The following is a 19,783-nucleotide window of genomic DNA, read 5'->3' on the forward strand; positions in this document are numbered from 1 at the left end:
ACCGGCAGCCCTGCTGACAGCGACCGGGGCCGCATGTGCGATAAAGCCAAACGACTCTGTTAGGGTAAACGAGTGAATACGCAACTGGAACAACTCATCCATCGACAATCGGCCCTGTTTCTGGATTTTGATGGCACCTTGGCCGACATCGCGCCTCGACCCGACGCGGTTCGGGTCGACCCGTCCGTGGTGCAAAACTTGCAACGGCTGCACGCCCAGCTGAACGGTGCGGTCGCCATCATCACCGGCCGCAGCCTGAATGAAATCCGGACATTCCTCTACCCTCTGACACTGGCGGGCGCCTACGAACATGGCGCCATTCGCCAAGGGGCAACGGGCGATCCGTTTCAGGAGCCGACACCGCCACTGGAGACCATCCGAGCCGCCGCTCAAAACCTCGTCCAGCGGCATCCCCGGCTGCTCGTGGAGCAAAAGAGCTCGGGCGTGGCCGTGCATTACCGCCAGGCCCCCGAACTGCACGGTGAAGTGATCCAGGTGCTCACCCAGCTGACCGCGCACGACAACGAACTGCAGCTGCTCCAGGGCAAGGCGGTACTGGAGATCAAATCGGCCCATGTTGGCAAAGGCCCGGCCATCAAGGCCTTCATGCAGGAAGCGCCCTTCCTGGGCAGAACGCCCGTATTTATCGGCGATGACGTGACCGACGAATCCGGGTTCGAAGCGGTGCAAAACCTCGGAGGAACCGCCATCAAAATCGGCGAAGGTGCTACCGCCGCACGCCACCGCATGCCGACCCCTTCCGCCCTGCGCCTATGGCTGCAGTCGACCGCCGACCACCTGGAAACCACGCCATGACCTCGCCAAAGCCTGAGCACCACGCCCATCACGCATCGAACACCGACGGGTTCGCACCGCCCGCGCCCAACACCCTCAACCTCGGTGTGATCGGCAATTGCGCCATCAGCGCGCTGATCGACCCGACGGCGCGTATCGTGTGGAGTTGCCTGCCCCGGTTTGACGGTGATCCGGTTTTCCACTCCCTGCTCGGTTCGGAAAACGGCGACGGCTCCTGGGCCATCGAAATGGAAAACCTCGCGGGCAGCAGCCAGACCTACGAGCCCAACACCGCCATTCTCAAAACCGAACTCTGGGACCGCGACGGTCAGCGCATTCTGATCACCGATTTCGCGCCGCGTTTTTTGTCGCGCGGCCGCTTTTTCAGACCCACCATGCTGGTGCGCCGGGTTCAGCCCCTGCAGGGCTCACCGCGCATACGCATCCACCTCAAGCCCCGGTTTGACTGGGGCAAGATGGCCCCCGAGATCACCTCGGGCAGCAACCACATCCGCTTCGTGGGCAACGGCATGATCCTGCGCCTGCAAACCGATGCGTCGCTCACCCATGTGCAAAACGGCAACCCGTTCTTGCTGACCCGGCCGCTCAATTTTTTGCTCGGCCCCGACGAGACCCTGCAAGGCGGCATAGACGAAACCGCGCGGCTGTTCGAACAGGAAACCCGCCTCTACTGGCGCCAGTGGACCCAGCGCCTGGCCTTGCCGCTGGAATGGCAAGACGCCGTGATCCGCGCGGCCATCACCTTGAAGCTGTCGGTCTTCGAAGACACCGGCGCCATCGTGGCCGCCATGACCACCAGCATCCCCGAAGCGCCGAACAGCGAGCGCAACTGGGACTACCGCTATTGCTGGCTGCGCGATGCATTCTTCGTGGTGCGTGCATTGAACTCACTGGCCGAAGTGGGGACCATGGAAAACTACCTGGACTTTCTTAGCAATGCGGTCGAAAGCAGCAAGGGAGGGCACGTGCAGCCCCTGTTTGGCGTAGACATGGAAACGCAGCTGACCGAACGCCAGGTGCCCAACCTCGCGGGCTACCGCGGCATGGGCCCGGTCCGCGTAGGGAACCAGGCCCACGAACATTTTCAGCACGACGTTTACGGCAACATCGTGCTGGCGGCCGCCCAGGCCTTCCATGACAAGCGCCTGATCCACCCCGCTGGCGCTGCCGAGTTCGAGCGACTCGAAGTGGTGGGCGAACAGGCCATTGCGGTCTTCGACCAACCCGATGCCGGCATGTGGGAGTTGCGCACCCGCTCGCGCATCCACACCTCATCCGCCCTGATGTGCTGGGCCGCCTGCGACCGCCTGGCCAAAATTGCCCGCACCCTGGGCAAAGCCGAGCGCACCACCTACTGGCAAGGCAAAGCCAGCGGCATGCAAGAACGCATTCTTCGTGAATCGTGGTCAGAAGAGCGCCAGGCATTTGCCGAAAGCTTTGGCGGGCGCGAGCTGGACGCCAGCGTGCTGCTGATGGCCGAGGTGGGATTCATAGATCCGATGGATCCCCGCTTCATCTCCACCGTTGAAGCGCTGGAGGCCTCGCTGTGCGATGGCCCCTATATGCGCCGCTACGAGGCGGCCGACGACTTTGGCAAACCCGAAGTGGCCTTCAATATCTGTACCTTCTGGCGCATTGACGCCCTGGCCCGCATCGGTCGCATCGAAGAGGCCAGAGCCATTTTCGAGACCATGCTCAAGGCGCGGAACAACCTGGGCATGCTCTCCGAGGACACCCACGCCACCACAGGGGAGATGTGGGGCAACTACCCGCAGACCTATTCGATGGTCGGCATCATCAACGCCGCAGTCAGGCTGTCAGCCGCCTGGGACACCGTGATCTGAACCTCACCCATTAGAAAGAGACACCCACCCATGAGCCGACTTGTTGTTGTATCCAACCGGGTCGCAGACCCTCGAAAAACCTCAAGCGGTGGCCTGGCGGTTGCCGTGGGCCAGGCGCTGGAATCGTCCGGCGGTTTGTGGTTCGGGTGGAGCGGCAAGATCCGGGAAGATGGCACACCGGGCGAGGGCGAGTTGCACACCAGCCAGGCCGGCAAGGTGCAGATGGCCACGGTCGATCTCTGCCGCGAAGACCACGACGCCTACTACCTGAACTACAGCAACGGCGTGCTGTGGCCCGTCTTCCATTACCGACTGGAACTGGCCGACTTCCGCGCCGCAGACTTGAACAGCTACCGCCAGGTCAACAAGCTGTTCGCCCACAAGCTGCACAGCCTGCTCAGACCCGACGACATCATCTGGGTGCACGACTACCACCTCATCCCCCTGGCCGCCGAGTTGCGTGCGATGGGCTGCCGCCAGCGGATCGGGTTCTTCCTGCACATCCCGGTGCCCCCTCCGCAGCTGCTGGCGGCCATTCCAGACCACGAGTGGTTGATGCGCTCGCTGTTCTCCTACGACCTATTGGGTTTCCAGAGTGAAACCGATGTCACCCACTTCCGGCACTACGCCGAATCGGAATTGCACGCCCAACTGGGCGACGATGGTCTGGTGGATGCGGTGGGCGCTCAAGTGCATGCCCGGGCCTACCCGATCGGCATCGACGTCGATGAGTTTCAAAGCCTGGGGGAAAACGGCGACGCCCAGGACATGTACAAAAAATTGAAGAGCACCTACAGCGGGCAGAGGCTGTTGGTGGGGGTGGAGCGTCTGGACTATTCGAAGGGTTTGCGCCACCGCCTCTATGCGTTCCGCCGCCTGCTGGAGAACTACCCGGAAAACCGAGGCCAAACCACCCTGGTGCAAATCGCCTCGCCCAGCCGTGAAGCCGTGGGCGCCTATGAGGACTTGCGGCGCAGCCTGGAATCGCTTTCGGGCTCCATCAATGGGGATTTCGGCGATCTGGAGTGGAACCCTGTGCGCTATGTGCACCGCTCAGTGGCCCGAAAACGGCTGCCAGGCCTTTACCGCGCGGGTTCTGTCGGCCTGGTCACTCCACTGCGCGATGGCATGAACCTGGTGGCCAAGGAATATGTGGTGGCCCAGAACCCGGAAGATCCGGGGGTCCTGGTGCTGTCTCGCTTTGCTGGAGCCGCCGAGCAGCTCCAGGAGGCATTGCTGGTCAATCCCTATGACGTCTCCAAGACCGCCGAGATGATTCAACGCGCCTTGCACATGTCCCTGGAAGAACGCATTGAGCGCCACACGGCCTTGATGGAACGTTTGCGAGAACACGATGTCCACTGGTGGAGCAAGACCTTTCTGAGCGACCTGAACTCAGGTCGCTGACAATCCCCCCTGCTGGTGTTTCATGCCCCACCTCGGGCGAAAACACCCATGCCTGCCGGGCACACAGATTTATAGAACGAAGGAGTCATTTTTTTGAACAAGCAAGACGTGACCGACGCCATCACCCAATGGATAGGCGAATTCGACGTACTCGCCCGCACGGGTTTGCGCATCGCCGCCATCCTCGTTGTCGCCTGGATCGCGATCATGGTCCTGGGCCGGCTGATTCGGGGCGTGCGCGAGCGGGTGTCTGCCCGCATGAACGACCCCGAGTTCACCAAGCGGACCGAAACCCTGGCCTGGGTCGGCCGGTACCTGACGTCGGTCGTCGTCAGCCTGATCACCGTCATGCTGGTGCTCACCGAGCTGGGTGTCTCTGTGGCACCGATTCTGGGCGCCGCCGGTGTGGTGGGTCTGGCGGTGGGTTTTGGTGCGCAAAGCCTGGTCAAGGATTTCGTCACCGGCTTCTTCCTGCTGCTGGAAAACCAGATCCGCCAGGGCGATGTGGTGGAGGTCGACGGTCACTCTGGCGTGGTTGAGCAGATCACTTTGCGATTCGTGCAGCTGCGCGACTACGACGGAGCGGTGCACTACGTGCCCAACGGCCAGATCACCACCGTGATCAACATGACGCGTGGATTTGGCAACGCGGTGTTCGAAATCGGCGTGGCCTACCGGGAAGACATCGACGAAGTGATGGCCCTCATGCGCAAGGTGGCATCGCAGTTGCGGGCCGACGAACACTATGCCGAGCGCACCCTCGACGATCTCGATATTGCCGGCGTCGACCGCTGGGACGACTCGGCGGTCATCATTCGGTGCCGCATGCGTTGCAAGGCCGGAGAGCAGTGGGGCGTGAAACGCGAATACCTGCGCCGCCTGAAAGCGGCCTTCGACGAACACGCGATCGAAATACCCTTCCCGCACATGACCGTCTATGCAGGCCAGGACCGCGAGGGCAAGGCACCGCCCTTCCCGGTGCAGCAACTGAGCGCTCCCTGAGACCTGGGCCAGGGCGCCGCCGCCAAAAGCCGGATAATTTGCGCCATGGCCCACCTACTGATTGTTGAAGACGACGAACTGCTGCGCGACGCCTTGAGCGCGCAGCTCGCCCAGGCGGGCCATGTGATTGAAACCGCCAACGATGGCGAGGCCGCCCTGGATCAGCTTCGCCGCCGGGCATATGACGGCATGGTCCTGGATCTGGGCTTGCCCAAGGTCGACGGGCTGGCGGTGCTGCAGCAGCTGCGCCGCACCTTGCCTGCGCTGCCGGTGCTCATCCTCACCGCACGCGATGGCATCGAGGACCGGGTCGCAGGGCTCAACGCCGGCGCCGATGACTACCTCACCAAACCCTTCAACCGGGATGAGTTGCTGGCACGTCTGCAAGCCATGCTGCGGCGCGCCAGCCTGCCGGCATTTGGCGGCAGCAGCCCGGCCAGCCAGACGGCGTCGGGATCGTTGCGCATAGACCCCGCCGTGCCTCGGGCCTGGCTGGGCGAGGAGCCCATCGAACTGACCCAGCGCGAATGGGAACTGCTGGCGCTGCTGGTGCGCTGCTCGGGCCAGGTGGTCAGCCGAGAAGACGTGTTGACCGCCTGGCAGTCCGAGGCTGGCGAGAGCGGCTCGGTGGCGTCCAACGCGCTGGAGGTGTATGTCCACCGACTCAGGCGCAAGCTGGCCGGCTCAACCCTCAACATCCGCAACATCCGGGGCCTGGGCTACATGCTGGAAGACAACGCCCACCCATGAACACCGCCTCTGGCCAGTCACTGCGCCGCCAGCTTCTGCTGTGGCTGCTGCTGCCCCAGCTCGTGCTGTGGGCGGGCGGCGGGGCGCTGGCCTACCGCATCGCCCTGTCGTACGCTGAAAAAGGCATTGACCAGTCGCTGACGCAATCGGTGCGCGCACTGGCCCGTCAGGTCAAACCCATCGGTTCGGGTCTGCTGATCGATTTCCCGCGCGCAGCGCAAGATGTGCTCGAGCAAGACCCCAAAGACCGTGTGAGCTATACCGTGTCTTCGCCGCCAGGCAAATTTCTGCTGGGCAACCAGAGCCTGCCCCAGCCCGCATCGGTGCCTGTGGGCATCGAGGGTCCTTTTCTGTACCGCACCGAACTCGAGGGCAAGGCCTTGCGCGTGGCGGCCATGGACGTCAACTATGGCGAGGACAATGCGCCGCAGACCCTGCGGGTGCAGGTCGGCAAGAGCCTGGTGGTTCAGCGGCGCATTGCGCGCGAGCTGGTGGCCGACATGCTGGCGCCGTTGCTGGCTGCCGGCGTCTTGCTGAGCCTGCTGGTGTATGGCGGTATTCGCCGGGGCCTGGCCCCTTTGACGCGCCTCACCGCCCAACTGGAAAACCGTTCGGTCAACGCCCTGTCGCCCATTGGCATGACCCAGGCCCCCAGCGAGGTGCACGCGCTGGTTCAGGCCATCAATGGTTTGCTGGGCGAAGTCGAGCGCAGTGTCCACCAGGAAAAACGCTTCCTCGACGATGCAGCACACCAACTGCGCACGCCCTTGGCCGGTCTGATCAGCCAGGTCGAGCTGGCGCAACACGAAACGAGCGATCCTGCGCTGGCAGAGCGGCTGGTCAAGGTGCATACCGGCGCCCAACGCAGTGCGCACCTGGTTCACCAGCTGCTCACACTGGCCCGCGCCGAGACCCATGTGCGCCGCGCACCCACCGATCTGGCGGCACTGGCCAGGGACGTGGCCCGCGACTGGACACCCCGGGCTCTGGCCGCAGGCATGGACCTGGGCTACGAAGGGGTCGATCACCTGCCCATGGAGGGTGACCCCCTGCAATTGCGTGAGGCGATGGCCAACCTGATCGACAACGCGTTGCGTTACACCCCCACCGGCAGCACGATCACCTTGCGGGTCGACGCGACACCCTCAGGGGCCAGCCTGGCCGTTGAAGACAATGGGCCCGGTCTGTCCCAAGACGATCTGGCGCACGTGTTCCAGCGCTTCTGGCGTGGCAGCCAGCTGCCCGGTGGCTGCGGCCTGGGCCTGGCCATCGTGCGCGAGATAGCACACCGGCACGGCGGCGAAGCCACCGTGACCGCCATCGCGCCACACGGATTGCGGGTGGCATTGCGCTTGCCTTAGCGCGGCGAAGTCATCGCGTTTGAGAAACCATGGGTCTGCCGAACGACCACCCATTCAAGGCTCGTGGTGGGCGTCCATGGAAGCCATGCGCGCCTCGGTCTTCTTGTCGAACCAGTTGTTGTGGCGGCCGCTGACGGTCATCGACGTCTGTTCACCGATGTTGATTTTGGTGTTGGCGGGCGCACGCACCGTGATCAATCCCACCGAGGTCTTGACGACCACATAGGTGTCGGCGCCGGTGGGCTCCACCAGCACGACTTCGCCTTTCCAGGGCGCGTCGTCGGCCAGATGAATGTGCTCGGGTCGCTGGCCCAGCACCCCCTCGGGCACATCGGGGCAAGGGATGTCCAGCGCGCCGCCGTCAAAGACGAAGCGCCCGTGATCGCCGGCTTTTTCCACCCGTCCTTCGATGAAGTTCATGGTGGGCGAACCGATGAAGCCGGCCACATACATGTTCACGGGGCGGCGGTAAATCTCGTCGGGCGCTCCAATCTGCTGGAGAACGCCGCCTTTCATGACCGCGATGCGGCTGCCCAGCGTCATGGCTTCAATCTGGTCGTGGGTCACGTACACCGTGGTGATGCCACTGAGCAGGTGCAAGCGCTTGATTTCCGCCCGCATTTCCACGCGCAGCTTGGCGTCCAGATTGGACAACGGCTCGTCGAACAGGAACAACTGGGGGTCGCGCGCCAGCGCCCGGCCCATGGCCACCCGCTGGCGCTGACCACCGGAGAGTTGGGCAGGACGGCGGTCGAGCAGGTGTTCGATCTGCAGCATGACCGCCACGTCCTGGATGCGCTTCTTGCGCTCCTCGACCGGCACCTTGCGCATCTCCAGCGCAAAGCCGATGTTGTCGGCCACCGTCATGGTCGGGTAGAGCGCGTAGCTCTGAAAGACCATGGCAATGTCGCGCTGTGCCGGCGGCATGCCGATCACATTTTTCCCCGCGATCAGCAACTCGCCCTCTGAGGGCTCTTCCAGCCCCGCAATGATGTTGAGCAAGGTGGATTTGCCACAACCCGATGGGCCGACCAGAATCAGGAATTCGCCCGGGGCCACATCGATGTCGATGCGTTTGAGTACCTCGACCGCCTTGTCGCCTTTGCCGAATACCTTGCGGATGCCTGCGATGTGCAGAGAAGATGCCATGTTGCTTACCCTTTCACGGCGCCAGCCGTGAGACCTTTCACAAAATATTGACCCGCCAGCACATACACCAGGATGGTGGGCAGGCCGGCGATGATGGCTGCGGCCATGTCGACGTTGTAGTTCTTGACACTGCTGGTGGTGTTGGCCATGTTGTTCAGGCCCACGGTGATGGGCTTGCTGTCAGCGCCACTGAAAGCCACGCCAAACAGGAAATCGTTCCAGATATTGGTGAATTGCCAGATCAGCGTGACCATCATGATGGGCGTGGACATGGGCAATACGATGCGCCAGAAGATGCGCCAGAAACCCGCACCATCGATGCGTGCGGCGTTGACCAGTTCACGGGGTATGGCCGTGTAGTAGTTGCGGAAGAACAGCGTCGTGCCCGCCATGCCCGCCAGGCTGTGCACCAGCACCAGGCCTGAGATCGAGCTGGAAATCCCCAAAAATCCGAGGACCTGGCTCATGGGCAACAAGACCACCTGAAACGGCATGAACACGCCGAACAACAGGAAACCAAACAGCACCTCGCTGCCCCTGAACTTCCACATGCTCAGCACGTAACCGTTGATGGCGCCCCAGGCAGTGGACAGCAGCACCGCCGGCACAGCCATGCTCACCGAGTTCCAGAAATAGGGCTTCAGACCGCGGCAATCCACCCCTGTGCACGCCGAGCTCCAGGCCAGTTGCCAGGCGTCGATGTTGAAGCCCGAAGGCAGGCTCAACAGGTTCCCGCTGCGGATCTGGTCGGCGTCCTTGAGCGACGTGACAATCATCACGTACATCGGAATCAGGAAGAAGAAGGCGGCGACAACCAGAACGCCATAGACGATGAGACGGGGCCAGTGTTTAGCGATCATGGGGCTTGGCTCGCAATTCGCTGTAAAGGTAAGGCACCACAATCGCAGCCACGGTGGCCAGCATCATGGTCGCGCTGGCGGCGCCCAGACCAATCTGGCCACGGGTGAAACTCATGGTGTACATGAAGGTGGCAGGCACATCGGTGGCATAACCCGGACCGCCATTGGTCAGCGCCATGACCAGATCAAAACTCTTGATGGAGAGGTGTGACAGCACCAGAACCGTGGAGAACACCACAGGCCGAAGAATCGGCAAGATGATGCGCCAATAGATCAGCGGCAGCGAGGCGCCGTCAATCTGAGCGGCCTTGATGATGCTGTCGTCGATGCCGCGCAGGCCCGCCAGAAACAGCGCCATCGCAAAGCCGGCCGACTGCCAGATTCCCGCAATGACCACGCAGTAGATCGCGGTATCGGATTGCACCAGCCAGTCAAATTGAAAGCTCGTCCAGCCCAGGTCGTGCATGAGCTTCTCCAACCCCAGACTGGGGTTGAGAATCCACTTCCAGGCGGTACCGGTCACGATGAACGACAAGGCCATGGGGTAGAGATAAATGGTTCGAAGGAGGCCTTCGGCCCGCACCTTCTGATCGAGAAATATGGCGAGGAAAACGCCGATCGCCATCGAACCACCCACATACAACAGGCTGAAAATGCCCAGGTTGGTGAGCGCGACGTACCAGCGGTCCATTTGCCAGAGCTGCACGTATTGATCCAGGCCCACGAAGGTGTCGTAGTTGGGTAGCATGCGCGAACCGGTCACGGACAACACGCCGTTCCAGATCATGAAGCCATAGATGAAGGCGAATCCGAGAATGAACCCGGGCGCTATCACCAGTTTTGGCAGAATATTTTCAACAGATTTCATAGGACACCTAAAAACAACCCCGCCCACCAGGGACGGGGTTGTTCAAGCGGCAACAATCGCTGCCAATCAACCCATTACTTGGTCATGGCCGCTTTGGCGATGCTCTTCACACCGTCGGCCACTGTGATGCTGTCGTCGTTCCAGAACTGGCTCACAGCATCCTTGATCGCACCTTCGGTGGCCGGGCTGATGGCCATGCCGTGGGCGGCAGACGGCACCAGACCACCCGACTTGGAGGTGGCAACGAAGTCCTTGCTGGATTGCTTGGCGCAATCGTCAAACTTGTCCATCGACATGTTTAGGCGCACGGGGATCGAGCCTTTGTTCAGGTTGAAAATCTCCTGAAATTCGGTGCCCATGATCGCTGCGGCGAGGTCGGCCTGCGCTTTTTGAGCGGAGGCGTCCTTGAGCTTGAACATGGCAAACGAGTCGACGTTGAAGGTGTAGGCATTGGATGAGCCTGGCGCAGCGGCGCAGATGTAGTCCTTGCCGGGCACTTTGCCCGCGGCGGTGAACTCGCCCTTGGCCCAGTCACCCATGAACTGGAATGCAGCCTTTTCCTGAATCACCATGGCGGTGGCCAGGTTCCAGTCGCGGCCAGGCGCGGCTGGGTCGGTGTAGCCTTTGATTTTCCGGAAGGTTTCCAGCGACTTGCTCATCGTTGGACTGGTCAGTGCTTTCTGGTCCAGTTTCACCAAGGCATCCTGATAGAACTTCGCACCGCCGACACCCAGCACCACATCTTCAAACGTGGTGAAGTCCTGCCAGTTCTGGCCGCCGTGGGCCACGGGAATCAGGCCGGCCTTCTTGATTTTTTCCGCAGCAACGAAGAATTCGTCCCAGGTCTTGGGCGTGCTGGTGACGCCAGCCTTTTTCAGCACGGCGCTGTTGGCCCACATCCAGTTCACGCGGTGCACGTTGACCGGTGCGGCCACGTAGTTGCCCTTGTACTTCATCACATCGGCCACAACGGCGGGCAGCAGGCTGTCCCATTTTTCGGCCTTGGCCGTGGCATCCAGGTTGGCCAACACGCCTTCGTTGGCCCACTCCTGGATCGCCGGTCCCTTGATCTGGGCGGCCGCTGGGGCATTGCCCGCGACAACACGGCTCTTCAGCACCGTCATGGCGGCATCGCCACCACCGCCGGCCACCGCGAAATCTTTCCAGGTGTGGCCCTTGGCCTGCATGATTTTCTTGAGCTCGCCGACCGACTTGGCTTCGCCACCCGAGGTCCACCAGTGCAGCACTTCCACCTCACCAGCGGCAACAGAACCGGCGGCAACAACCAGCGCGACGGCGGTAGCAAGTTTCGAGAGTTTCAACATCATGTCTCCATTGAGGTATTGCTTCGGACACTGGGCGCCGACAGCGGGGTTCGCTCCAAGACCGCACCATGCCGCCCGGAAGTCATTAATATTTCATTAATTAATGCAACAAACCATCGGTACAAACCCGAAGGCGGGGTGTTCGAAGGGGGATGATGGCGCGGCGGCGTCGAAGCGGGAAACCGGGTCGCAGGTCAGGGAATGGGCCATGGCAAGGGCGGCCGACGCCATGCGCACAATTCCATTGCGCCTGGCAACAACGGATCGCATCCTGAAGGTCCGGATGCGCGGCGCCCGGGCACACACACCCCTCCTCAGGGTTCGCGCCGAGACCCCTTTGCCAGGGGAACCGGGCCGCACGGACCCACATCGGAAGACACGGGCAAGAGAGAGCAGGAGGGCTGGTTCAGCGCCCCGTCTGGCCCCCGGGGGAGCGCCTCAAGGCAACACTCAGGCCTGCTGAGAACGCGCCCACCGAACAATGTCTGCGGCGCCCATGGCCCCCGGCTGACGCGCCACTTCACGACCATTGACGAACAAGGCCAAGGTCGGGATGCTGCGGATGTTCAGGCGGGATCCCAGCTGTTGCGCCTCTTCCGTGTTGACTTTGGCCAGGCGCATCCGGGGCTCCAGCTCTTTCGCGGCTTGCTCAAAGGCGGGAGCCATCATGCGACAGGGGCCGCACCAAGGGGCCCAGAAATCCACCAGCACGGGGATCTGGGAGCGGGCAATGTGTTTATCAAACGCAGCTTCGTCCAGCGCCGCCGGATGCCCGTTGAACAAGGGCTGGTGGCATTTACCGCAGTCAGGTGCGGCACCCAGCTGCTCCGCAGCGACACGGTTGGTGGTGTGGCAGTGGGGGCAAACGATGTGCAAGGCGGCTTGGGACATGTCGAAAACTCCTGAAATGTAAGCCCTAGATAGCGGTCAAACCCGCGATTTCAAGACACCCCACGGGGTATCAAATCCCCAACCGCATCAGAGGAGCCGCCCAATCAGGCTGGCCAGGAAACTCAAGACAATCGTCGTCGTCAAGGGAATGAACCAGTCTCGGCCAAAGGCCTTGAAACGCAAGTCGCCCGGCAGCTTGCCAAATCCCAGCCGGTGCAGCAGCGGTGTGAACCAGCTGATCAACAGCAAGGCCAGGAAAATGACAATCATCCAGCGGATCATGCGCAATGCCACTTCAGAACAGGCCATGAAAACCCCTCGGGCGGTGGCACGGCATCAACAACAACCGGGGCACAGTCGGACCGGCTTTGCCGGTCGACCAGTGCCGCCCCCTTGAGGGGGTGACACGAAGGGGCGCAAGGGTGTTTCATGGTCATAGCCGGTGGATGCGATCGCCGGCGGCGAATCCCATCGGCGCCCAGTTGTCGGCACTGGCGGCCGGCGCAAAAGCCAGTACCTTGAACAGCTCACCCATTTCATGCTCATTGACCAGCTTCTGCATCATCGCGTTTTCGCGCGGTCCGGCATCCCGGGCGACATCAATCAGTCCGCAGTTGATCAGGAAACGCCCCTGGCTGGTATACCCCAGCACCGACATGCCCGCATCTTGCGCGGCGAGCGCAACGCCCGTGAAGTTCACATGGGCGGTGATGTCCTTCAGGCCCAGGTCCGTCAGCGGCTGGTGATCGGTCTGGTGCGCCCGGTGACAGATCAGGGTGCCCATGTGGCGTTGTGGGTGGAAGTATTCGGCTTCGGGAAAACCGTAGTCGATGAAAAAGGCCGCGCCACGGTGCAAGCGCTCGGCCAAAGTGCGCACAAACGCTTCGGCCTGCGGGTGGATCTCGGTCAGGTAGTCCTGCGGGCCAGCGATATCCAGAGGCGGGCGCAGCCCGGTCGGGCTGTCGGCCCATTGCAGCTGTTGCTGGCTGTCCAGCGCCACCCCGCGTTCAAACCAGGCGCCGTTGATCCGGGCCAGCAATTGCACGGGCATGGCGTCGAGCACTTCGTTGCCCAACACCACCCCGGACATCGTCTCGGGCAACACATCCACCCAGTGCACCACGTCGCTGTGCGCGGCCAGTGCGGCCCGTTGGCGCTTGCGCAGGCTGCCCGACAGATCGACGATGGTGTAGCGCTCGGGTGTCTGGCCCATGGCGGCCAGCGCATCCAGCACCTGCAGGGCCAGTGCCCCGGTGCCGGCGCCAAACTCCCACACCTCGCTTGTGCCCGTCGCCACCAGGGCCTCGGCGACCTGCCGCGCCACTGTGTGGCCAAACACGGACGTCAACTCGGGCGCGGTCACGAAATCGCTGCCCTCGCCTCCTTTGCCTTGGGGCAGGTGTCCGAATTTGGGGGTGGTGTTGGTGTAGTAGCCCAGGCCCGGCTCGTACAGCGCCATGGCCATGAAGCGGTCAAAAGGCAGCCAGCCACCCGCCGCCACGATCGCAGCTTGCACGCGCGCCAGCAGGGCCTTCGTTAAACTCGTCGTTTCGCTCACAGGTTCGGTGTTCACCCGCCGATTGTCTCCCATGGTTCAACCACGCTCCGCAACGACCGACGCCCCCCCGCGCACCGCGCTGGTCACGGGCGCGGGCAAACGCCTGGGCCGTGAAATCGCCCTCACGCTGGCACGTGCAGGCTGGAATGTGGCCGTGCACCACCGCCATTCCGCCAAGGAGGCTGAGCAAACGGCCGCCGACTGCGACGCGCTGACGGGCCGGGCCCGAAGCGCCTACCCGTTTTTTGCCGATCTGGGCGACGAAAGCAGCGTGCGCGCGCTGTTACCGGCCGTCATCGCGTATTTCGGACAGGTTGACGCCGTGGTGAACAGCGCGTCCACCTTTGAGCACGACAGCGCGGCGAGTTTCAGCTTTGGCGCCCTGGAAACCCATTTGCGCGCCAACACCGGCGCGGCCGTGTTGCTGGCCCAGGGGTTGCATGCCCATCTGGCCAACAGTGGGCGCCCGGGCGCCGTGGTCAACCTGCTGGACCAGAAGTTGTGGAACATGAACCCCGATTTCTTCAGCTACACCTTGTCCAAAGCCGCACTGGAAGCAGCCAACACCATGCTGGCTTTGGCGCTCGCGCCGCAGGTGCGCGTGGTCGGAGTGGCCCCGGGTCTCACACTCACCAGCCACCTGCTCAACGAACAACAGTTTGCCGAGCTGCACCAGCAGTCACCGCTGGGCCGATCTTCCACGCCCGAAGATGTGGCCGCCACCGTGCTCTTTGCGCTGTCCAACGCGTCGATCACGGGCACCAGCCTGCTCGTTGATGGCGGCCAGCACCTCATGCGATTCGAGCGCGACTTTTCGTTGATGCCCAACGGAGCACCCACACCATGACTTCAACACCTGCCCCCCAGGCTGGCACCCAGATCCTCACACTGACGGGGCTGCGCTTCAACGCCAAGCTCGGCATCCTGGACGAAGAGCGCACGGGTCCCCAACCGATCCAGGTCGACGCCGAACTCAACCAGGGCATTCAGCCTCTGCGCCCGCACGACGAGGACATCAGTCGGGTGCTGGACTACCGCAAGGTGCGCCAGATCATCATCGACGAGTGCACCGCGGAACATGTGGACCTGCTGGAAAGCCTGATTGGCAAGCTCACCAGGCGCCTCCTGCACCTGCCTGGCGTGCTCGGTGTGCGCGTCAAGATCGCCAAACTGGAGATCTTTGACGACTGCGAAGTCTCCATTCGCATGGAATCTGGCAACTGGTAACAGCCGGCCACCACGACCCGATGGCTGGTCTCCGGCCTCGGTAAAATAGCCACCCCCCGCGCGCATCACAACCCAAAACAGGGTTCGCCTGCTGCTGCAGCGAATCCCTGAGCCCATTGAAACTTTAGGACATCCATGCACTACTCTGTCTCGCACCACAAGCTCAAGCTGATCCTCTCGGCCCACGGACTGGCCACAGGTGATGCCGGCGGCATCGACCAGCTCTTTGGCGGCAAAGACGGTTATTACTGGTACGGCACCGTGCGCGACATGTGCCCACCCGACAAAACCATTTCATGGGAAAACCAGTACGCTTTGGTTCAAGCCATTCAGGCCCACGAAAACGCGACGGCCGAAGAAGACGAAATGAAACCCCAGGTCCCCAGCGCCGCCAACATCGCGGCCTTAAGCAAACTCCTGGCCAATCCGCTCTAAAGCGCCCTGCCCTCCCCGCTCCGGGGCGCGTACCCACCGAGATCCAATCATGACGCCAGACAAAACCCGACACGAAAACCACAAGCTGGAGAAACGCCTGTGTCGAGAAGTGGGCCGCGCCATCGTGGACTACAACATGATCGAAGAAGGCGACCGTGTCATGGTCTGCCTCTCGGGGGGCAAAGACAGCTACGCCATGCTCGATATCCTGCAGAAACTGCAGGCCCGTGCCCCCATCAGCTTTGAGTTGATCGTGGTCAACCTCGATCAAAAGCAACCTGGCTTCCCGGCAGATATCCTGCCGGCCTACCTGACCAAGCTCGGTGTGAAGTTCCACATTGAGAACCAGGACACCTACTCCATCGTCAAGCGCGTGATCCCGGAAGGGAAAACGATGTGCAGCCTGTGCTCGCGCCTGCGCCGCGGCATCCTGTACCGCGTGGCCAGCGAGCTGGGGGCCACCAAGATCGCACTGGGACACCACCGGGACGACATCTTGCAGACCCTGCTGCTCAACATGTTTTTCGGCGGCAAGCTCAAGAGCATGCCGCCCAAGCTGGTGAGCGACAACGGCCAGCATGTGGTGATCCGCCCCATGGCCTATGTGGCCGAAACAGACCTCACGCGCTGGGCCGAAATCCGCGAGTTCCCCATCATCCCCTGCACGCTGTGCGGCAGCCAGGAAAACCTGCAACGCAAACAGGTGGGCAACATGCTGCGCGAATGGGACACCAAATTCCCAGGCCGCCTGGACAGCATGTTTGCTTCGCTGCAGAACGTGGTGCCCAGCCACCTGATGGACCGCGGCCTGCACCCTTTCCAGGCCCTGCGGGCCACCGGCGAGGCGAACGAAGACGGCGACAAGGCCTTTGACGACGAACCTATGCCCCTGAGCGGCATGTCGCCCCACCGCGCTGCAACCCCGACCTGGCTGGAGGAAAACGACGAACCCACGCCAGGGAACGAAGCGCCCACCCGCTCGGTCATACCCATCGCCGCACACTGAACGGGCTGCTCCCGGCGGGTGCGCCCATGTCATGCAGCAGCCCAAAGGAGCCCTCCCATGTCAGAAACCCAAAGACCGCCACGCTTCCGCCACCGTTATCTGCCCGTCCTGGCGCTGGGCATAGGGCTCACCGGCTGCGCCGGGGTGTACCGGGTGGACAACCGGGTGGAGAGCTTTGCGCGCTGGTCCGAGACAGCCAGCCCTTCGGAACCCGGCGCTCCTGCAGCGATCCCTGGACCTCCACAGACCTACCGCTTCGAGCGCCTTCCATCACAGGCCACTGGCCCAGCAACGAACGCGCAAGCCGAGCTGGAATCGTTTGTCCAGACGGCGCTGGCACCCCTGGGATGGACGCCCGCTGCAGAAACGGCGAATGCGCCCTGGACCGTGCAGGTCAGCGCCGACCACCAGCGCTTGCCGCGCGCGCCCTGGGAAGACCCCTGGGAAGGTGGGCGCTTTGGCTGGTCAACCCGCGTCAACATCGGTGTGGGCAGCGGTCAGATCATGTGGAGCCCCTGGCTGCTGCGCCCGGACATGCCCTACCACCTGCGCCGCGTCAGTCTGGTCATCCGGGATGCCCGGCAAGGCCAGGTGGTCTTTGAGACCAGCGCGGCGCACGATGGCCGCTGGAACAGTACGCCTGCACTGTGGAACGCCATGATCAGCGCCGCACTGAAAGACTTCCCGGCACCACCCACTGGCGTACGGGACATACCGATCGACGTACCGCGCTGAGTCGGATTCGAAGAAGCCAGAACCAGCCAGAGGCCCCCCCGAGTCGACGAGCAAGAGTCGCACCAATTTGCCTGCAAAGCGAGAACATCGCAGCTATCACTTTGAAGGCGAACCGGTATCGCGACCAGCACCGCCGATCACAACCGCATCCAGCATCTGACGAATCGATTCACCCAAGGCCGCCATGCTGTCTTGCTTGGGCATCACATCGAGCACACCCACGGCTGCGGCTTCGGCCAGCAACTGGTCGTTGACATGGCCCGATATCAGCACCGTGCGCAAACCGGGGCGCATGCGCTGCAGCTCGGCCGCGACCTCCACCCCAGACATGCCAGGCATGTTCTGATCGGTGACCACCAGATCCAGCGCGCCCGCTTCACTGCGAATCCAGGCCAGGGCATCTTCCCCTGAGGTGAACGTGCTGACCTGATACCCGGCCTTGCGCAGCAAGCGCCCCACCAGAAACACCATGGCTTCGTAGTCGTCAATGTAGACCACATGCCGCCCGTTGGGTGTCATGGGCGCTGGCACAACTGGCGGGCCCCTATCCACACCGACTTCGTCGACGGGTGCCGCAGACGACAACGGCAGAAACACATCAAACCGCGTGCCCACCCCCAGCTCACTGCGGACCGCGATGCCCCCTCGGTGGGCCTTCACGATGCCATGCACCACCGCCAGCCCCAGACCGGTACCGGAGCCCGGTGCTTTGGTGGTGAAAAAGGGTTCAAAAATGCGCTGCTGGGTGGCCAGATCCATGCCCGGCCCTGTGTCTGTCACGGTCAGGCAGGCGTAATCACCCAAGGGAATACCGCCCAGGCGGTGGGCTTGCTCGGTGCCGACCGCAACAGCGTGCAAGCCCACGGTGATGCTGCCGGTGCTGCCCTCCATGGCCTGCCAGGCGTTGGTGCACAGGTTCATCAACACCTGCTGCATCTGCGCGGCATCCGCCAGCACCGGCAAGGCCGAGTCAGCGAAATCCGTGGCCTGCTGCACGCCTGCAGGGAGCAAAGAACGCATCGATTTGAGCGTCTCTTCCACCAGCGGGCGCAAAGGCAGGTGTTTGAGCTCCTGGGCCTGTCGACGGCTGAACGCCAGAATCTGCTGGACCAGATGCCGAGCCCGCACCGAAGCGCGTCCGATTTCTTCGAGGCTCTCCAGAGCCACATGGTCTTTGCCCACGTCTTCGCGGGCCAGCGTCAGGTTGCCCAGAATCACCGCCAGCAGGTTGTTGAAGTCGTGGGCCACGCCACCCGCCAGCGTACCGATCGCCTCCAGTTTCTGGGCCTCGCGCAACTGGGATTCCAGCGCCCGCTGCTGGGTTTCGGCGCGCTTGAGATCGGTGATGTCGGTGTGGGTGCCCACCATGCGCAGCGGCTTGCCGTCTTCATCGCGCTGGATGACCATGCCACGCGACAACACCCACTTCCAGCTGCCATCTTTGCAGCGCATGCGGTGCTCGTTGCGGTAGACCGGTGTCCGGCCTTCCAAATGGGCCTGTCGATCAAGCCGCATTCTCGGAATATCGTCACGATGGGTCAGTCCGTCTATATCCGCCGCAGAGGCCATGACCTCGGTCGCGCCATAACCAAACATGGTCTTGATGCGTTCGGAGATGTATTCCTCATCGGTCTCCAGATTCCAGTCCCAGACACCATCGCCGGTGCCCTCAAGCGCCAGCTTCCACAAAGCCTCACTCTCGGACAACGCCGCCTCAGCCTGTTTGCGAGCGGTGATATCGAGCAAAACCCCCACACGCAATTGTCCCTGGGCATCGGACGACACCGCAGTCGAACGGCGCAAGACCCATTTGACATCGCCTCCGTGCAAAACGATCCGGAATTCACCGCCCAGTGTCGCCTGAGACGCCGCAATGTCGCGAAGGTCGGCCTCCAGCAGGTGGACATCGTCGGGGTGCCGATGGCGGGCCAACAGCTGGGGATCAAGCAACAAGTCTTCTGGCGCCAACCCATAAATGCCTCGGATGCCAGGACTCACATACCGGTAGGTGCGCTGGCCGTCCGGGGACAGGTGCAACACGTACACCATGCCCGGAATCTGGCTCGTGATCAGCCTCAGCTGTTCTTCGCTGCGTTCCAGAGCCTGCTGGGCCTGCACGCGCTCGGTGATGTCTTCGACCGTGCCCTCAAAATACGCCACGATGCCCTGCTCATCGCGAACCTCATGCGTGTTCTCGCTGATCCAGAGGTGGACGCCGTCGCCGTGGCGCCGGATCTCGGAAATAAACCCCCGCACAAAACCATCGCGCCGCAATGCTTCTAAAAATTCGTTGCGCCGAGTCGGCTGCACATACCAGTCGGCATTGACCGCATTGACCACATCGAGCATCTGGGCTTCGCTGGCGTAACCGTTGATCGCCACCAGTGCCGGGTTGGCGCGCACCATCCGCCCCGCCGCCGTGCTGCGAAAAGCGCCGATCGGCAGGAAATTGAACAACGAGGCGAAATCGCCTTCGTTCACCGCGTGAAAGCCATCCTGAACATTCCGCTATTTTGAAGGCATTGAGGCCATTGAGGGGCACGAACTGA

The 19,783-nt window shown here is 62.6% G+C and carries 19 protein-coding genes; 11 read left to right on the forward strand and 8 right to left on the reverse strand.

Annotated features, from left to right (window positions below; genetic code table 11):
- Positions 1-72: 72 nt before the first annotated feature.
- From otsB to E5678_RS13695, 6 genes are all read left to right on the forward strand, one after another.
- Positions 73-816 (forward strand): trehalose-phosphatase, encoded by a 744-nt coding sequence (gene otsB, locus E5678_RS13670; RefSeq protein ID WP_247596776.1) that lies wholly within the window; start codon positions 73-75, stop codon positions 814-816.
- On the forward strand, positions 813-2,660 hold the full coding sequence (locus E5678_RS13675; protein ID WP_136179034.1) for a glycoside hydrolase family 15 protein: 1,848 nt from the start codon (positions 813-815) through the stop codon (positions 2,658-2,660). Before otsB ends, E5678_RS13675 begins: the two co-directional genes overlap by 4 nt.
- Before the next feature lie 30 nt (positions 2,661-2,690).
- Positions 2,691-4,067, forward strand: a complete 1,377-nt coding sequence (gene otsA, locus E5678_RS13680; protein WP_136179035.1) for an alpha,alpha-trehalose-phosphate synthase (UDP-forming) — start codon at positions 2,691-2,693, stop codon at positions 4,065-4,067.
- Positions 4,068-4,160: 93 nt separating this feature from the next.
- Positions 4,161-5,069 (forward strand): mechanosensitive ion channel family protein, encoded by a 909-nt coding sequence (locus tag E5678_RS13685; protein WP_247596777.1) that lies wholly within the window; start codon positions 4,161-4,163, stop codon positions 5,067-5,069.
- Positions 5,070-5,114: 45 nt separating this feature from the next.
- The gene (locus E5678_RS13690) at positions 5,115-5,819 is read left to right on the forward strand and encodes a response regulator transcription factor (protein ID WP_136179036.1); all 705 of its coding nucleotides are present in this window, start codon (positions 5,115-5,117) and stop codon (positions 5,817-5,819) included.
- The gene (locus tag E5678_RS13695; protein WP_136179037.1) at positions 5,816-7,180 is read left to right on the forward strand and encodes a sensor histidine kinase; all 1,365 of its coding nucleotides are present in this window, start codon (positions 5,816-5,818) and stop codon (positions 7,178-7,180) included. The genes E5678_RS13690 and E5678_RS13695 overlap by 4 nt, the downstream gene beginning before the upstream one ends.
- 54 nt (positions 7,181-7,234) lie before the next feature.
- Here the strand turns inward: E5678_RS13695 and E5678_RS13700 are convergent, their stop codons facing one another.
- The 7 genes from E5678_RS13700 to E5678_RS13730 all read right to left on the reverse strand — a co-directional run bounded on the left by E5678_RS13700 (position 7,235) and on the right by E5678_RS13730 (position 13,864).
- Positions 7,235-8,329 (reverse strand): ABC transporter ATP-binding protein, encoded by a 1,095-nt coding sequence (locus E5678_RS13700; RefSeq protein WP_136179038.1) that lies wholly within the window; start codon positions 8,327-8,329, stop codon positions 7,235-7,237.
- 5 nt (positions 8,330-8,334) lie between these two features.
- The gene (locus E5678_RS13705) at positions 8,335-9,189 is read right to left on the reverse strand and encodes a carbohydrate ABC transporter permease (RefSeq protein ID WP_136179039.1); all 855 of its coding nucleotides are present in this window, start codon (positions 9,187-9,189) and stop codon (positions 8,335-8,337) included.
- On the reverse strand, positions 9,179-10,057 hold the full coding sequence (locus E5678_RS13710; protein ID WP_136179040.1) for a sugar ABC transporter permease: 879 nt from the start codon (positions 10,055-10,057) through the stop codon (positions 9,179-9,181). The genes E5678_RS13705 and E5678_RS13710 overlap by 11 nt, the downstream gene beginning before the upstream one ends.
- Before the next feature lie 74 nt (positions 10,058-10,131).
- On the reverse strand, positions 10,132-11,382 hold the full coding sequence (locus tag E5678_RS13715) for an ABC transporter substrate-binding protein (RefSeq protein WP_136179041.1): 1,251 nt from the start codon (positions 11,380-11,382) through the stop codon (positions 10,132-10,134).
- 450 nt (positions 11,383-11,832) lie between these two features.
- Positions 11,833-12,273 carry a thioredoxin TrxC gene (gene trxC / locus E5678_RS13720; RefSeq protein WP_136179042.1) on the reverse strand — a complete coding sequence of 147 codons (441 nt, stop codon included), beginning with the start codon at positions 12,271-12,273 and terminating at the stop codon, positions 11,833-11,835.
- Positions 12,274-12,360: 87 nt separating this feature from the next.
- Complete coding sequence (locus E5678_RS13725) at positions 12,361-12,555, reverse strand: DUF2905 domain-containing protein (RefSeq protein WP_136180784.1); 195 nt, start codon at positions 12,553-12,555, stop codon at positions 12,361-12,363.
- 151 nt (positions 12,556-12,706) lie between these two features.
- A complete protein-coding gene (locus E5678_RS13730; protein ID WP_136179043.1) occupies positions 12,707-13,864 on the reverse strand; it encodes an SAM-dependent methyltransferase in 1,158 nt (385 codons plus the stop codon).
- Here E5678_RS13730 and E5678_RS13735 point away from each other — a divergent pair.
- The 5 genes from E5678_RS13735 (at position 13,863) to E5678_RS13755 (ending at position 17,234) form a co-directional block, all read left to right on the forward strand.
- Complete coding sequence (locus E5678_RS13735) at positions 13,863-14,678, forward strand: SDR family oxidoreductase (RefSeq protein WP_136179044.1); 816 nt, start codon at positions 13,863-13,865, stop codon at positions 14,676-14,678. The genes E5678_RS13730 and E5678_RS13735 overlap by 2 nt on opposite strands.
- Positions 14,675-15,058 carry a dihydroneopterin aldolase gene (locus E5678_RS13740; RefSeq protein ID WP_136179045.1) on the forward strand — a complete coding sequence of 128 codons (384 nt, stop codon included), beginning with the start codon at positions 14,675-14,677 and terminating at the stop codon, positions 15,056-15,058. Before E5678_RS13735 ends, E5678_RS13740 begins: the two co-directional genes overlap by 4 nt.
- Before the next feature lie 135 nt (positions 15,059-15,193).
- Positions 15,194-15,493, forward strand: coding sequence for a hypothetical protein (locus tag E5678_RS13745; RefSeq protein WP_136179046.1), 300 nt, complete (start codon positions 15,194-15,196; stop codon positions 15,491-15,493).
- Positions 15,494-15,542: 49 nt separating this feature from the next.
- The gene (gene ttcA / locus E5678_RS13750) at positions 15,543-16,499 is read left to right on the forward strand and encodes a tRNA 2-thiocytidine(32) synthetase TtcA (RefSeq protein ID WP_136179047.1); all 957 of its coding nucleotides are present in this window, start codon (positions 15,543-15,545) and stop codon (positions 16,497-16,499) included.
- A 57-nt stretch (positions 16,500-16,556) separates the two neighbouring features.
- The gene (locus E5678_RS13755; RefSeq protein ID WP_136179048.1) at positions 16,557-17,234 is read left to right on the forward strand and encodes a DUF4136 domain-containing protein; all 678 of its coding nucleotides are present in this window, start codon (positions 16,557-16,559) and stop codon (positions 17,232-17,234) included.
- Positions 17,235-17,330: 96 nt separating this feature from the next.
- Here the strand turns inward: E5678_RS13755 and E5678_RS13760 are convergent, their stop codons facing one another.
- Entirely contained in the window at positions 17,331-19,715 is a 2,385-nt protein-coding gene (locus E5678_RS13760; RefSeq protein ID WP_136179049.1) for a PAS domain-containing sensor histidine kinase, read from the reverse strand.
- Between the last annotated feature and the right edge of the window lie 68 nt (positions 19,716-19,783).

The sequence above is a fragment of the Hydrogenophaga sp. PAMC20947 genome, assembly GCF_004795855.1.
Classification (GTDB): Bacteria; Pseudomonadota; Gammaproteobacteria; order Burkholderiales; family Burkholderiaceae_C; genus Hydrogenophaga.